Genomic DNA, 12,987 nt, shown 5'->3' on the forward strand with positions numbered 1-12,987 from the left:
ATGATAAAAGTGGATTTTAACTCAGATTTAGGAGAAAGTTTTGGAAATTATAAAATTGGCCTAGACAGTGAAATTTTACATCAAGTTACTTCTGCAAATGTTGCTTGTGGATTTCACGCTGGTGATGCGTCAATTATGGCTCAGACTGTTCAACTAGCACTTGACAAAGGTGTTGCAATTGGAGCTCATCCAGGCTTTCCAGATTTACAGGGTTTTGGTCGACGTAAAATTGAGATGAATACATCAGACATCACAGATATAGTGGCTTACCAAGTTGGCGCTCTGTCTGCCTTCACCCCTGATCACAAATTGCATCACGTTAAAGCTCATGGCGCTTTATACAATATGGCAGCGAAAGATCGACTAATAGCTGATGCTGTAATAACTGGAATTAAGTTAGTTGATCCGCAAACAATTGTATATGGATTGGCCAACAGTGAATTAATTAAAGCAGCACAAGATGCCAATATGAAGTTCGCTCAAGAAGTATTTGCTGATAGAAATTACCAATCTGATGGGTCTCTTGTGCCACGGTCACAGCCAAACGCCATTATTTCAAATCCAGCGGAAGCTGCTCAGCGAGCCCTTGAAATGGTGGAAAACAAATCCGTCGTGTCTGTTACCGGGGAGGTTGTGCCTCTAGCAGTGGATTCTATTTGTGTTCATGGTGACAACCACTCTGCTGTGGACTTGGCCATAGAGATTAAAAAACTGCTTCTTGATAATCAAGTTACAGTGACCAATAAAATCTGTTAAGAGGATAAAAATATGGATCAAAACAAAATAAAAAGCAACGCAGAGTTGTCAATTAATAAAAGAAGCGCGCGTTCTGTTGCGATGGGAGCAGCATTTGTCATGGCAATGGCTGCTGTTGGCCCAGGATTTTTAACACAAACAGCGACCTTTACAAGTCAATTAGGACCAAGCTTTGGGTTCGCAATTCTAACAACAATTTTGATTGACATCGTTGTGCAAATGAATATTTGGAGAATTATTACTGTATCTGGAAAGCATGCGCAACAAATTGCTAATGATATTTTCCCTGGATTAGGCTACTTTTTAACTTTTTTAATTGTGGTCGGTGGTTTCTTTTTTAATATTGGAAATGTTGCTGGAGCAGGACTTGGTTTAAATGTTTTGTTTGGTATATCAGCCGAAAACGGAGCTGTCATTGCTGCTGTTTTGGCAATAATTGTATTTGTTGTCAGAAATGCATTGCTAGTTATGGATCGCACAGTACAAGTGCTAGCTGTCGTAAAAATTGCGGTTTTAATTTATATTTTGTCTGTTACTACTGTCCCCGTTAGTTCAGCAATCAAACATACCTTTTTACCAAGTAATATAGATTTTTATTCGATAGTAACTATTGTTGGTGGTACGGTAGGGGGCTACATTTCTTTCGCAGGTGGTCACCGTTTGTTAGAGGGTGGAGTGCATGGACAAAAAGGATTGAAATACGTCAATGAGGGCGCGCTTTCAGGAATTGGAATTGCATCAGTAATTCGTGTCATGTTATTTTTAGCCGGGCTGGCAGTCGTAATGGCTGGTCATAAGTTAGATCCCTTGAATCCAGCAGCTGATATTTTTAAAATTGCAGCTGGAAACTTTGGTTATAAGTTCTTTGGTTTACTGTTGTTCGCTGCTGGCATGACTTCCATTCTCGGATCGACATTCACATCAGTGTCATTTATGAATTATTCACACTCTCCTGAGGGTGCCGTAAAATTTCAAAAGTACCGTCCATACCTTGTCATTGGTTTCATTGCTGTTTCAACCTTAGTATTTTACATTATAGGTAAGCCCGCTCAAATTTTAGTTGTAGTTGGTGCGATTAATGGGTTAATTTTACCTATTGCTTTGGCCATTTTATTGATTGGGGCATATAAAAACAAAATTATGGGTACTGATTATAAGCATCCCATACTACTGAGCATTTTGGGCTGGATTGTGGTCCTATTCATGGCATTTGCTGGCATCGAAACGCTCATTAATACATTATAAAAGGGGTCTAAATGAATTCAAAAGTTATTTTTTCTGGTGACACAAGTATTAACGTTGTATTTGAAAATGTTGTTTCAGAAAAAATTAGCAATCAAGTACTATCGATAGCTAAATTAGTAGAGAGGCAACATATAAATGGGTTGGTGGATATCATACCCGCTTATCGAGAAGTTACATTTGTTTTTGATCCACTTGTTATAGATATTGCATCATTTAAGCAATTCTTAGAAAAGCAATTAAACAAAATGGATGGTGAAATAGTTGATAAAAACGGAAGACACTATGATATACCTGTACTTTATAATGATGAAGTGGGATTAGATTTGCTAGAGGTTGCTAAATATCATGGGTTATCTATAGAAGAAGTAATCCATCTGCATACGGCACAAGCATATAGAATTTATATGTTGGGATTTTTACCCGGTTTCGCATATCTTGGTGGCTTAGATGTAAAGCTTCATACACCTCGTAAAAAAACACCAAGACTAAGAATTCCGGCTGGATCTATTGCTATTGGTGGGGAACAAACAGGATATTATCCTGTTGACTCTCCGGGCGGTTGGCAGATTATTGGTCAAACGCCATTAGTTATGTTTGATTCGAATCGACCTGAAATAAAACTTCATGCTGGAGACAGGATGAAGTTTTATGCAATAGATAAGCTTGAATTCCAAAAATTGAAAGGTACACATTTTGATGATTTTGTTTCTAAGGAGAAAACGCTATGAATACTATAAAAATCATAACACCTGGAATGCTAGCGACGGTTCAAGATGATGGTAGAATAGGTCACCAGGGTGAAGGGTTTTTGAATTCTGGCGTTATGGACATTTTTTCCTATCAGATTGGTAACGCACTTGTGGGTAATAAATCGACAGATAAACCTGCTAGTATTGAGTTTGGCGTAACTGGGGGTAAGGTAAAATTTTCGAGTAGCACTATTGTAGCTATAACTGGTGCACGTGTAAATGCAAAGCTAAATGATGCTACGGTGAGTCAGGATATTCCAATTTTAGTCAATGAAAATGACGTATTGGACTTTACGCAAATTATAGAAGGACGATTTGTATATTTGAGTGTTGCTGGTGGAATTCAGGTGCCAAAAGTTATGGGATCGCATGCGACTACTTTGGCCGTTAATTTGGGTGGTTTTAATGGAAAAAGATTAGAAAGTGGTGATGTATTGAATATTTTAGACGCGTCTCAGGCTTTTGATTACAATACTGTAAAGCTATTACCAAAAATGCCATTAAACCTAATTAGTTTAATTAAGACAAAGAAAATTCGAATTGTGCCCGGTCCTGAATATGACTGGTTTTCGGAGGATGAATGGCAAAAACTATTAAATAAACCATTTTACTTAGGCAAGTATATTGACCGTATGGGATACCGCATAGAAGGGCCAATGATTATTTTTAAACCAGAAAATTTGTTGTCAGAAGCCAATATGAATGGCGCAATTCAAATATCTCGCGACGGGCAACCAATTGTTTTATTAGCGGATCGCGCTACTCATGGAGGATATCCTGTCATTGCTAAGGTTATCATTAGTGATTTAGGTATACTTGCGCAATGGCCACAACATAAACCAATACATTTTGAAAAGGTGTCATTAAATGATGCTTGGTTGGCTTCAGCGGACAGAGCTGAGGTAGTACAAGGTATCTATAAATCGAAGCCATGGGAAATTTTATTACACTCTCGAACCATGGCAAATAAAATCAAACGTTTGTTTTAGAAAGGACACGAAAGAATGTTAGCAAAACGAGTCGACAGTTTAGAAGCGTCTCCAACGTTGGCAATGGGAAAAAAAGCTAAGGACATGATTGCTGATGGCATTGATGTCGTTAATTTAAGTCAAGGTGAGCCAGATTTTAATACACCTGACAATATTGGCAGAGCGGCACGGATTGCTATCAAAGATCACCTGACTGATTCCTATACAGCTACAAATGGATTAGTTGAACTCAAAAATGCTGTGGTCGCTGCAGCAAAAAGAGATTACAATGTTTCTTTATTAACCGATCAAGTTGTGATTACGACTGGCGCAAAACTTGCCCTGTATGCATTGATGCAAATATTAGTTGATCCCGGAGACCTAGTTATAACTTCTGCCCCTTTTTGGGTTAGCTATTCAGAGCAGGTCAAATTAGCCGGGGGATCTTTTAAAGCTATTGTTTCTTCTGATCCACAATTCAAGTTAACAATAGATGATCTTAGCAAATTAGAAGAAAAGCCTAAAGTAGTTATACTAAATACACCTAACAACCCAAGTGGCGCTGTTTACTCAAAGAATGAATTAGAATCAATTATTTCGTGGACAAAGACTAATGACGTATATCTAATTCTAGATGAAATTTATGGCAAATTAGTTTATGGCGACACAGTATTTCATTCTGGATTGTCACTAGAATCTCTTGTAAACAGTAAAATGATTATTATTAATGGCGTTTCTAAAGCATATGCGATGACTGGATGGCGTATTGGTTGGGCAATTGCTGATGTTTCTATAACGCATGTAATGACTAAAATATTAGGACACTTGACCTCAAATCCAACTGTAGTAGCACAGTATGCAGCAATTGAAGCATTGAACGGGCAACAAAAAAGTGTCGAAACAATGAGAAAATCGTTTGAAAGTAGACTAAATTTTTTGTATCGGGATTTGTCCGAAATTGATAATATCAGCATACCTTTTAAACCATCTGGATCATTTTATATTTTTTTTAAAATTGATAGTAAATTTATGAAAAAAAATAATTTTAAAAATACCAACGAAATCTCAATGGCACTGCTATCTGAGGAAAAACTAGCTATTCCTTCGGGTGAGGGATTTGGAATGCCCGGTTACCTTCGATTAAGCTATGCCAAATCAGAAGCCGAATTAATTGAAGCGGTTAAACGATTAAAACACTTTTTTAGCTAAAGATAAATTATTAAAACCATCAAGGTTTATAAATTGAGTGGAAGAAAAAATGAAAAAAGTTTTAGTGGCTTCACAAGTAGATGAAATAGCCAAAACCTTTTTAATACAACAAGGATTTCAAGTGCTTGAAAATAATCAAGAAACTGATAATTGTTTTGATGAGAATCCTGAGGTTGAAGCAGGATTATTAATGCCAATTAAATTTGATGATAATACAATGAATAAAATGCCAAATTTGAAAATTATAGCGAGGCATGGAGTTGGTTATGATAATGTCAGTCTTAGTGCTGCAACTCAGCGTGGAATCGTTGTCACAAACACACCTGGTGCAAATGCTAGCTCAGTGGCCGAGACTGCTTTGATGTTTTTATTGATGTCCGGACGTCAATTTGCCTCAAAACTAATCAATTCTAATACCAAAAGTTTAGCTCTTTCAACAGGTAATAGTTTTGGATACGAACTATCTCACAAAATTGTCGGCATTATTGGGTATGGGAACATTGGGCGGAAAATTGCTCGTCTTTTAAGCGGTTTCAATGTAAAAATTCTCGTAAATGCGAGACATAAATACGTGATAGACAATGGTGAAATGGCTTCATTAGTTGAAATATACGAAAAGGCAGATTATATTGTTTTAGCATTACCTGCAACACATGAAACAACACACATGATTAACTCTGCTACTCTAAAACTAATGAAAAAAAATGCCGTCTTGATCAATGTCGGACGTGGTCAGCTTATTGATGAAGATGCATTATATAGTGCGTTAATAAATAATCAAATTTTTGGAGCAGGCTTGGACGTTACTGAAAATGAGCCTGTGAGTGCACAAAATCCATTGTATAGTCTGCCTAATGTATTTCTTACCCCACATGTTGCAGGACAATCGCGAGAAGCAAAAGAAAACGTTGCCCTCGAAGCAGCTAAAGAAATTACACGAGTATTAAATGGAAGTCAACCAAAACATCAAGTAAATAATTAGTCCTAGTTTAGATGCAAAAAACATATTTTAAAATTAAAACGAAATACTTAATTAAAAAATCTGCAGTACCTGTGAAAAAGAATCGTTCATGTTTTTAGTTCAAGAGTGAAAAGTAAGGATTCAACTTTTTGTATAATTTTCAAGAACATTGAAGTCGAATGAAACTCAAATTATCAACTCAACAATTCATGATTAAAATCCTGATTATTTATTTTTATGGTAGATTGTAAAATTAAACCGAACACTTGAATAAAAAAGCCGCAGCGCCTTTAATGGTAATTGTCTAAAACAACCATAAAGGAACTGCGACTCATGACTAGTTTATCATCTCAAGAACGCACTGTCATTCAAACTTTACTCGAATTGAATTATTCTGTTCGTGCCATTGCGCGCTTTATTAAACGCTCTCCTTCAACCGTTTCGATTGAAATTCATCAAGTTACACCCTATAAAGCTGAGATTGCTCATGCGTTGGCATTGAAAAAACGTCATCTACGTGGTCGTCATGACACGCTAACACCAGCTATCGCTGTCTTGTTGAATCACCACATTGGTATATTGAAGTGGTCACCAGAAACCGCTGCGCATGTTTTAGGGTTACCTTTCAAAACGATTTATAATTGGCTCAATGCTGGTCGACTCAAACTATCATTGGCTGATTTACCTGACAAAGGTATCCGTCAAAAGCGTCAATCTGATGGTAGACGACAAGTATTTGTGCATGGTCGTTCGATTGAAACGAGACCTGAAAGTGTGAAAGCACGACAAACCTTTGGACATTTTGAAGTTGACACCATGCAATCGGGTAAAAGACGTGGTGATGTGCTGGTGACAATTACTGAAAGACTAAGCCGGCAACATATCGTGAGACAGGTCACTGGGCGCAATAGTCAGGCAGTGACACCAGTCTTAATTCATTTTTTTCAAGGGATCAAAAATGCCAAGTCAATCACTGTTGATCGTGGGCGAGAATTTGCAAAATATAACGAAATCGAGCAAAAACTAGGCATTCCAGTCTATTTTGCGCACCCATATTCACCAGAAGAACGTGGGAGTAATGAGATATTAAATCGATACGTCCGTCGTTTTATACCGAAAGAACGCAAAATTGAAACAGTTAGCGCCAAAGAATTAGATCAAATTAATCATTGGATCAATGCGAGACCAATGAAAACACTCAACTGGCAATCACCACGAAAGGTTTTTCAGCAGTTTGCAGTGTTCGGTTAATTCTTGCAATCTACCTTATTTGAAACTAGAAACAGTAAAATTCAGATACTCTACTACATACTGCTCTTATGCTAGATTTACGGACAGATTTTCCTCTGCCCTGTAAACTAATAGCATAGGAGCAATTTGATGATTGTACAACTGGATCTCATTATGTAGATTTCCCTTTTAAGATTAAGAGCTCCGCAATGAAATTACTTAGTTTGAATGATAATTCTGACAATTCCTATTTTATGTTTAATACATTGAAGAATATAAAATATGTACCTCAAAGTCATGAACGTCATTGGATTTCTAAATTTTCATCATTTGAAATCTATAGACCTAGTCAGGAAGAACAACAAAAGATCGGTTCATTCTTCAAACAGTTAGATGCCAGTATCGCTCTTCATCAACATAAGTTAGATTTGCTCAAGGAACAGAAAAAAGGTTTCTTGCAAAAAATGTTTCTATAGTAATCCACCTATACCAATCAAAGTTGACATAATTGTGACTATCAAAAGTAACGCTACAACAGGCTTTTTAAGGCCTGTTTTTTGTTTGTAAAATTGCAAAATTCACAAGCTAATTTAATGGCGCATTTTTACATCTGGCAGATTGTAAAATTAAACCGAACACCTTGCATAAAAAAACTGCAGAGACTTTAATGGTAATTGACTAAAATCAACCATAAAGGATCTGCAGCTTATGTCTTCTAGTTTATCAGCTCACGAACGTTCTGTCATTGAAACAATGATCAAACTTAATCATTCAACTCGAGAAATAGCCCGTTTCTTAAAGCGTTCTCCTGCAACTATTACCTACGAGTTAAATCGAATTAAACCATACAATGCACAACAGGCTCATCATTTAGCCCAGTGTAATCGGCACAAACACGGTCGCCATCCGACCCTAACACCTGAAATATCAGCTTTTTTGAACCATCACATTGGTATCTTGAAGTGGTCACCAGAAACGGCTGCTCATGTATTGGGCATTGCTTTCAAGACCATCTACAACTGGATTCATCATGGTTTGCTTAAAATTAAGTTATCAGATTTACCTGATAAAGGTATTCGACGTAAACGTCAATCTGACGGCCGTAGACGTGTTTTTGCTCATGGCCGTTCAATTGAAAAACGACCAAAAGCTGTCCAATTAAGACAAGAATTTGGTCATTTTGAAGTTGATACGATGCAATCTGGTAAAACACGTGGCGATGTTTTAGTGACCATCACAGAACGATTGAGTCGACAACATATCATGAGACATGTCAGTGGGCGCAATAGTCAGGCAGTGACACCAGCTATTATTAGGTTTTTCAAGGGTATAAAAAATGCTAAATCAATTACAGTTGATCACGGTCGAGAGTTTGCAAAATATGATGAAATAGAAGAACAGCTAGGCATACCGATGTATTTTGCACACCCATATTCACCAGAAGAACGTGGTAGTAATGAAGTGCTAAATCGATATGTCCGTCGTTTTATCCCAAAAGAACGCAAAATTGAAACCATCAGTCAGAAAGAATTAGATCAAATTAATCATTGGATTAATGCCAGGCCAATGAAAACGCTCAACTGGCAATCACCACGAAAAGTCTTTCAGAAACATGCGGTGTTCGGATGATTCTTGCAATCTGCCATCTCACAAGCACATATTTTTAGTCCATTTCACAAGCAACTGTGTTTTAGACCAATCGCAATCTAGTTTGTTTATTCCATAAAAAACAAAATTTTGTTTTAAAATTGACACCGTGTCAATTAAGTCATATAATAAAAATATAGAAATGACACGGTGTCATTTACAGAAAGGAAATTTTATGGCAAAAGAAATACTTTCAAGATTATCACAGGAAAAAATCAAAAAAATAAGGTCATCTTTATTAAAAGAATTTTCGGAATATAATATTTCGGAGGCTCAAGTTGCAAGAATTGTGAAGGAAGCAAACATCTCTCGTGGTTCGTTTTATACTTATTTCAGTGATTTATTTGATGCCTATAACTGGATTTTGTCTCAGGTGTTAACCGAAGTGCATCAAAGAAAAGCAGAAGGGTCTCTTAATTCTGCTGAACTTCTTATTTTGTCTGCTGAGGATGATGAATATTTTAACTTTTTAAGAAAATATTTTGAAATAAATGAATCGCTATTGAGGGTTTGGAATAGTAAGAATCACAAGAGTCCTGATTACAACTTTGTTGAACATGTGTTAAATGAAGACGAAACTAGAAAGTGGGTTAAAGATTTGATAACTCACGAGGCCATTAGACAGTCCTTTCTGCACCCTGAAGAAAGAGAAAATATTGTTTTACATTTAAAAGCCGCTGAAAAGTTAATTGGAGAGAAAGAGGTATAAATATGTTCTTAGCGTTGAATGAAATTCGACACGAAAAAATGAGGTATGGTCTGATTGTGTCAGTGATAAGTTTAGTCAGTTTTCTGATTTTTATTCTTAGTGCGTTATCACTTGGACTTGCTAATCAAAATACAGCAGCCATTGATTCTTGGAAAACAACCAGTGCGTTAATGACAAAAAATGCAAATGGTAATATGGGCCAATCCCTGATGACAAAAAATCAGTTAGATTCCACATCAAAATCTGACGATACGGCACGAGTTGGTATTAGCCCCACAAATGTTAAAAGAACAAATTCAAGTACAAGTCAATCTGTTCAATTCATCGGTGTTAATTTTAACGAATATATTTTCAAAGATTTAACCGTTACGATGGGACACTTACCAAAGAATAAGTCTGAGATTGTCATTTCTGATAAGCTAAACGATTTAAAAATTGGAGATAGAGTATATATTGGATTAGACAATAATTCTTTTAAAATTGTAGGCAAGGTTAGTGATGCACAATATAATATGGCGCCGGTCATATACGGTTCAATTAATAATTGGGCAGTCATCAAAGGTGTCGGAAATCAATTTTATGGAAGTGGGCTAATATCAAAGGAGAAGCTACCTACAAAGAATTTAAGTTCGGATCTTGTCATCTATGATAAAAGCACTTTTCTCAGCAAGTTACCTGGTTATGCTGCACAAAACACAACTTTTGCTTTTATGATAGTTTTTCTAATCATTATTTCATTAGTAGTTGTAACAATCTTTTTGTATATTTTAACAATTCAGAAATTACCTAACTTAGCTGTCTTAAGAGCACAGGGAATACCTAGCAAATATTTATTGAGGAATACATTTGGAGAGACTTTGTTGATTATGATTACTTCCGTGGTACTTGGCTTGATACTTACTACAATCTCTGGAATACTGATTCCAGCAGGCGTTCCGATGTATTTTAACATACCACTTATTGCAGGGGTGGGCATTGGCATAGTCATAACCGGGCTTATCGGTTCTCTAATTCCAATGAAAATTATAGCAAAAATTGATCCAGTTTCAGCAATAGGAGGATAAACATGGCAACTCTAGAATTAAAAAATGTAAATAAAGTGTTTGGATCCGGTGCGAACCAAGTCGTGGCACTCGATGATATTAATTTCAAATCTGTATCTGGAGAACTAACACTAATCTTAGGCCCATCTGGTTCGGGGAAAAGCACTTTGCTGACTATTTTGGGTGGTATTCAAACTGCATCTAGTGGTCAAGTCCTATTAGATGAACACTCTCTTAATGATTTGAGTAAAACAGCACAAGAAAAGAATAGGCTAGATAAGATTGGGTTTATTTTACAGCGTTATAGTTTGGTCCCTTTCTTAACAGTGAAACAACAATTTGAGTTAGTAGACAAAGTGAAAGGTCACAATCTGAGTCCAGAGGTATTTGAAAATCTGTTGGATGAGTTGGGAATACAAAAATTGTTAGCACAATATCCAGGTGAATTGTCTGGAGGACAATCGCAGCGAGTCGCCATTGCTCGAGCTTTGTATGGTGATCCAAGCATTGTTCTTGCAGATGAACCCACTGCAGCCCTTGATAGTTCCAGAGTCGAAGTTGTCGGACAACTTTTCCAAGATATTGCGCATAATTACAATAAGGCTATTGTGACAGTTACTCATGATATTCGTTTAAAAAAATTTGCTGATCATATCTATGAGCTTGTCGATGGTCATTTACAACAAGTTAAATAACGGCATCGAATGATTAAAAGAAAACCAGATTAATTGTATTTAACCAAAGTAGTGCCTACGTACAACAACACTAAAAAAGCCTTTCTAGGGTCTGTTTTTTTTTCTACCAGAAGTCAAGTGTTTCAATGCATTTAGCTTCTTTTTATGATGCTGCAATTGGTCATCAAGCACTACTAAAATAAACCGATGTCTTCACATTGGTTTTGCAAAATGTTAGGCTTATAAATGTACAATTCTAGCGCTTTGACGCTGTATCGTAATCGTACAATTGGTTATTCAAAACCAGATAGTGCATGGTTCGTAAGAGACGTGACATCGCACCAATAGCAATTTTCTTTGTTCCCTTTGACATTGAAGATTGCTTTTTCTTTTGATACCAATCATTGATATGATTTTGATGACCATAAGTTGCCGTACTAGCAATGTTACTAATGGCTTTGAATAGCACTTTTCTGGCGATTGTATTACCTCGCTTTGTGATGAACCCAGAACTTTTATAATCACCTGAATCATTAAATCGTAAGTCAATCCCGACAAAGGCATTCAATTTGTTACTAGTCGCAAAACGATGCAAATCACCTAATTCAGCGATTAGAGAAACCACTGTTTTGTCCGAAAATCCTGGTATACTCTGATAAATGTCATATTCAGGTAAATCTTTGGCCTGATCAACCATAGTCGCTAAGACATTGGCCTTGCTTTGAGATAACGCAATTAAGCGCTGCGCATAATAACGCACCTCGGTGACATTATACGAAGCAACGGCAACAGCAGGTGCTGATAGGCTGCCAAGCGCCACTAGTTTATCAACGAGTCGTGTTAAACGCGCAACACCGATTTGACGACTGACGCTGCTTTGAATCGTATCGGATAACGTTTGTCGTGAATGCTTAGCCATTGTGGCATGAGGGATTAACGACACAATCTCCCAATATTGTTGGCTATCGGTAGTTGAAAACAAAGTTTCAATTTCTGGGAAAGTCAATTGAAGCAAACGATGTAGCCGATTTTTAGCGGACACAATATCGTGGTTTAACTGTTGGTAAAAACGACTCATATCTTGTAGTTCAATATAAATCGGATTCTGGACGTAACTTTTAGCACGCTTTAAAATGAATTGCGTTTCCGCCAAATGCTTGGCATCGTTAAGATCATTTTTGTTAGGACGTAATTGATCCAATTGCTTTTTAGCGGTCAAAGGATTCAGGCAAGTATAAGGATAATTGTGGGCCTCTAAGAAAGTTTTTAAACGTCTCGAATAAACGCCTGTCGCCTCAAACACGATATCTGGGAACGTATTAAACTGCATAATGACCGTATTTAACTGATTGAACCCAAAGACATCATGGGTGATCTTAAAATTCTGTACAACCTTACCATCAACAGCGACGGCAACTTGACTGGTTGCCTTCGAAACATCAATACCAATAACAGCGTGCATGAGTGCACCTCCAAAGAATAATTGATTGAAACAGTCACTGGTAGCCATCACCATCTAATTTTCTATACTCGACGTCTAGCGTCTAACTTACTAAGAACAAATTGTGTGGTAACGCCAGTGAAACGGCCACTTTTATTCACGACATCCAGTGCCAAAAAAATCCGCGACCTATGCTTCACAACCTATTTTAGAATAAATCAAAAATAGGTGAAGACTATCTCCGTCGAGATTAATCTTCACCTTTAATGTTAGTAAGTTTTATTCGGCAGATTGTAAAATTAAACCGAACACCTTGCATAAAAAAACTGCAGAGACTTTAATGGTAATTGACTAA

Annotated in this window: 12 protein-coding genes and 1 pseudogene; 12 read left to right on the forward strand and 1 reads right to left on the reverse strand. The window is 36.8% G+C overall.

The genetic code is table 11. The features are described from left to right. The 12 genes and pseudogenes from A6B45_RS04980 to A6B45_RS05035 all read left to right on the forward strand — a co-directional run bounded on the left by A6B45_RS04980 (nucleotide 1) and on the right by A6B45_RS05035 (nucleotide 11,212). Entirely contained in the window at nucleotides 1-756 is a 756-nt protein-coding gene (locus A6B45_RS04980) for a LamB/YcsF family protein (protein WP_173674454.1), read from the forward strand. A gap of 12 nt (nucleotides 757-768) precedes the next feature. Continuing rightward, entirely contained in the window at nucleotides 769-2,001 is a 1,233-nt protein-coding gene (locus A6B45_RS04985; protein ID WP_072613621.1) for an NRAMP family divalent metal transporter, read from the forward strand. A gap of 11 nt (nucleotides 2,002-2,012) precedes the next feature. Beyond that, nucleotides 2,013-2,729, forward strand: a complete 717-nt coding sequence (gene pxpB / locus A6B45_RS04990) for a 5-oxoprolinase subunit PxpB (RefSeq protein WP_072613622.1) — start codon at nucleotides 2,013-2,015, stop codon at nucleotides 2,727-2,729. Continuing rightward, entirely contained in the window at nucleotides 2,726-3,739 is a 1,014-nt protein-coding gene (locus A6B45_RS04995) for a 5-oxoprolinase subunit C family protein (protein WP_072613623.1), read from the forward strand. Before pxpB ends, A6B45_RS04995 begins: the two co-directional genes overlap by 4 nt. Before the next feature lie 15 nt (nucleotides 3,740-3,754). Next, nucleotides 3,755-4,927 carry a pyridoxal phosphate-dependent aminotransferase gene (locus tag A6B45_RS05000; protein WP_072613624.1) on the forward strand — a complete coding sequence of 391 codons (1,173 nt, stop codon included), beginning with the start codon at nucleotides 3,755-3,757 and terminating at the stop codon, nucleotides 4,925-4,927. 49 nt (nucleotides 4,928-4,976) lie between these two features. Then, a complete protein-coding gene (locus A6B45_RS05005; protein ID WP_072613625.1) occupies nucleotides 4,977-5,909 on the forward strand; it encodes a phosphoglycerate dehydrogenase in 933 nt (310 codons plus the stop codon). Between the two features lie 312 nt (nucleotides 5,910-6,221). Then, a complete protein-coding gene (locus tag A6B45_RS05010) occupies nucleotides 6,222-7,139 on the forward strand; it encodes an IS30 family transposase (protein WP_072613626.1) in 918 nt (305 codons plus the stop codon). Between the two features lie 125 nt (nucleotides 7,140-7,264). Further along, nucleotides 7,265-7,594 (forward strand): annotated as a pseudogene (locus tag A6B45_RS05015) (restriction endonuclease subunit S); the annotation flags it as partial. 232 nt (nucleotides 7,595-7,826) lie between these two features. Then, on the forward strand, nucleotides 7,827-8,747 hold the full coding sequence (locus A6B45_RS05020) for an IS30 family transposase (RefSeq protein WP_012268558.1): 921 nt from the start codon (nucleotides 7,827-7,829) through the stop codon (nucleotides 8,745-8,747). A 193-nt stretch (nucleotides 8,748-8,940) separates the two neighbouring features. Further along, nucleotides 8,941-9,474 carry a TetR/AcrR family transcriptional regulator gene (locus A6B45_RS05025; RefSeq protein WP_072613627.1) on the forward strand — a complete coding sequence of 178 codons (534 nt, stop codon included), beginning with the start codon at nucleotides 8,941-8,943 and terminating at the stop codon, nucleotides 9,472-9,474. A 2-nt stretch (nucleotides 9,475-9,476) separates the two neighbouring features. Then, on the forward strand, nucleotides 9,477-10,538 hold the full coding sequence (locus A6B45_RS05030) for an ABC transporter permease (RefSeq protein ID WP_072613628.1): 1,062 nt from the start codon (nucleotides 9,477-9,479) through the stop codon (nucleotides 10,536-10,538). A 2-nt stretch (nucleotides 10,539-10,540) separates the two neighbouring features. Next, a complete protein-coding gene (locus A6B45_RS05035; protein WP_072613629.1) occupies nucleotides 10,541-11,212 on the forward strand; it encodes an ABC transporter ATP-binding protein in 672 nt (223 codons plus the stop codon). A gap of 235 nt (nucleotides 11,213-11,447) precedes the next feature. Here A6B45_RS05035 and A6B45_RS05040 read toward each other — a convergent pair whose 3' ends face one another. Then, nucleotides 11,448-12,653, reverse strand: a complete 1,206-nt coding sequence (locus A6B45_RS05040; protein ID WP_072613630.1) for an IS110 family RNA-guided transposase — start codon at nucleotides 12,651-12,653, stop codon at nucleotides 11,448-11,450. Nucleotides 12,654-12,987 lie beyond the last annotated feature (334 nt).

It is taken from the genome of Leuconostoc suionicum (assembly GCF_001891125.1).
Lineage (GTDB): Bacteria > Bacillota > Bacilli > Lactobacillales > Lactobacillaceae > Leuconostoc > Leuconostoc suionicum.

What these genes read in the sequence shown, in the direction of transcription:
- A6B45_RS04980 (WP_173674454.1), top strand. Translation starts at nt 1, where the DNA reads ATGATAAAAGTGGATTTTAACTCAGATTTAGGAGAAAGTTTTGGAAAT.
- A6B45_RS04985 (WP_072613621.1), top strand. Translation starts at nt 769, where the DNA reads ATGGATCAAAACAAAATAAAAAGCAACGCAGAGTTGTCAATTAATAAA.
- pxpB (WP_072613622.1), top strand. Translation starts at nt 2,013, where the DNA reads ATGAATTCAAAAGTTATTTTTTCTGGTGACACAAGTATTAACGTTGTA.
- A6B45_RS04995 (WP_072613623.1), top strand. Translation starts at nt 2,726, where the DNA reads ATGAATACTATAAAAATCATAACACCTGGAATGCTAGCGACGGTTCAA.
- A6B45_RS05000 (WP_072613624.1), top strand. Translation starts at nt 3,755, where the DNA reads ATGTTAGCAAAACGAGTCGACAGTTTAGAAGCGTCTCCAACGTTGGCA.
- A6B45_RS05005 (WP_072613625.1), top strand. Translation starts at nt 4,977, where the DNA reads ATGAAAAAAGTTTTAGTGGCTTCACAAGTAGATGAAATAGCCAAAACC.
- A6B45_RS05010 (WP_072613626.1), top strand. Translation starts at nt 6,222, where the DNA reads ATGACTAGTTTATCATCTCAAGAACGCACTGTCATTCAAACTTTACTC.
- A6B45_RS05020 (WP_012268558.1), top strand. Translation starts at nt 7,827, where the DNA reads ATGTCTTCTAGTTTATCAGCTCACGAACGTTCTGTCATTGAAACAATG.
- A6B45_RS05025 (WP_072613627.1), top strand. Translation starts at nt 8,941, where the DNA reads ATGGCAAAAGAAATACTTTCAAGATTATCACAGGAAAAAATCAAAAAA.
- A6B45_RS05030 (WP_072613628.1), top strand. Translation starts at nt 9,477, where the DNA reads ATGTTCTTAGCGTTGAATGAAATTCGACACGAAAAAATGAGGTATGGT.
- A6B45_RS05035 (WP_072613629.1), top strand. Translation starts at nt 10,541, where the DNA reads ATGGCAACTCTAGAATTAAAAAATGTAAATAAAGTGTTTGGATCCGGT.
- A6B45_RS05040 (WP_072613630.1), bottom strand. Translation starts at nt 12,653, where the DNA reads ATGCACGCTGTTATTGGTATTGATGTTTCGAAGGCAACCAGTCAAGTT.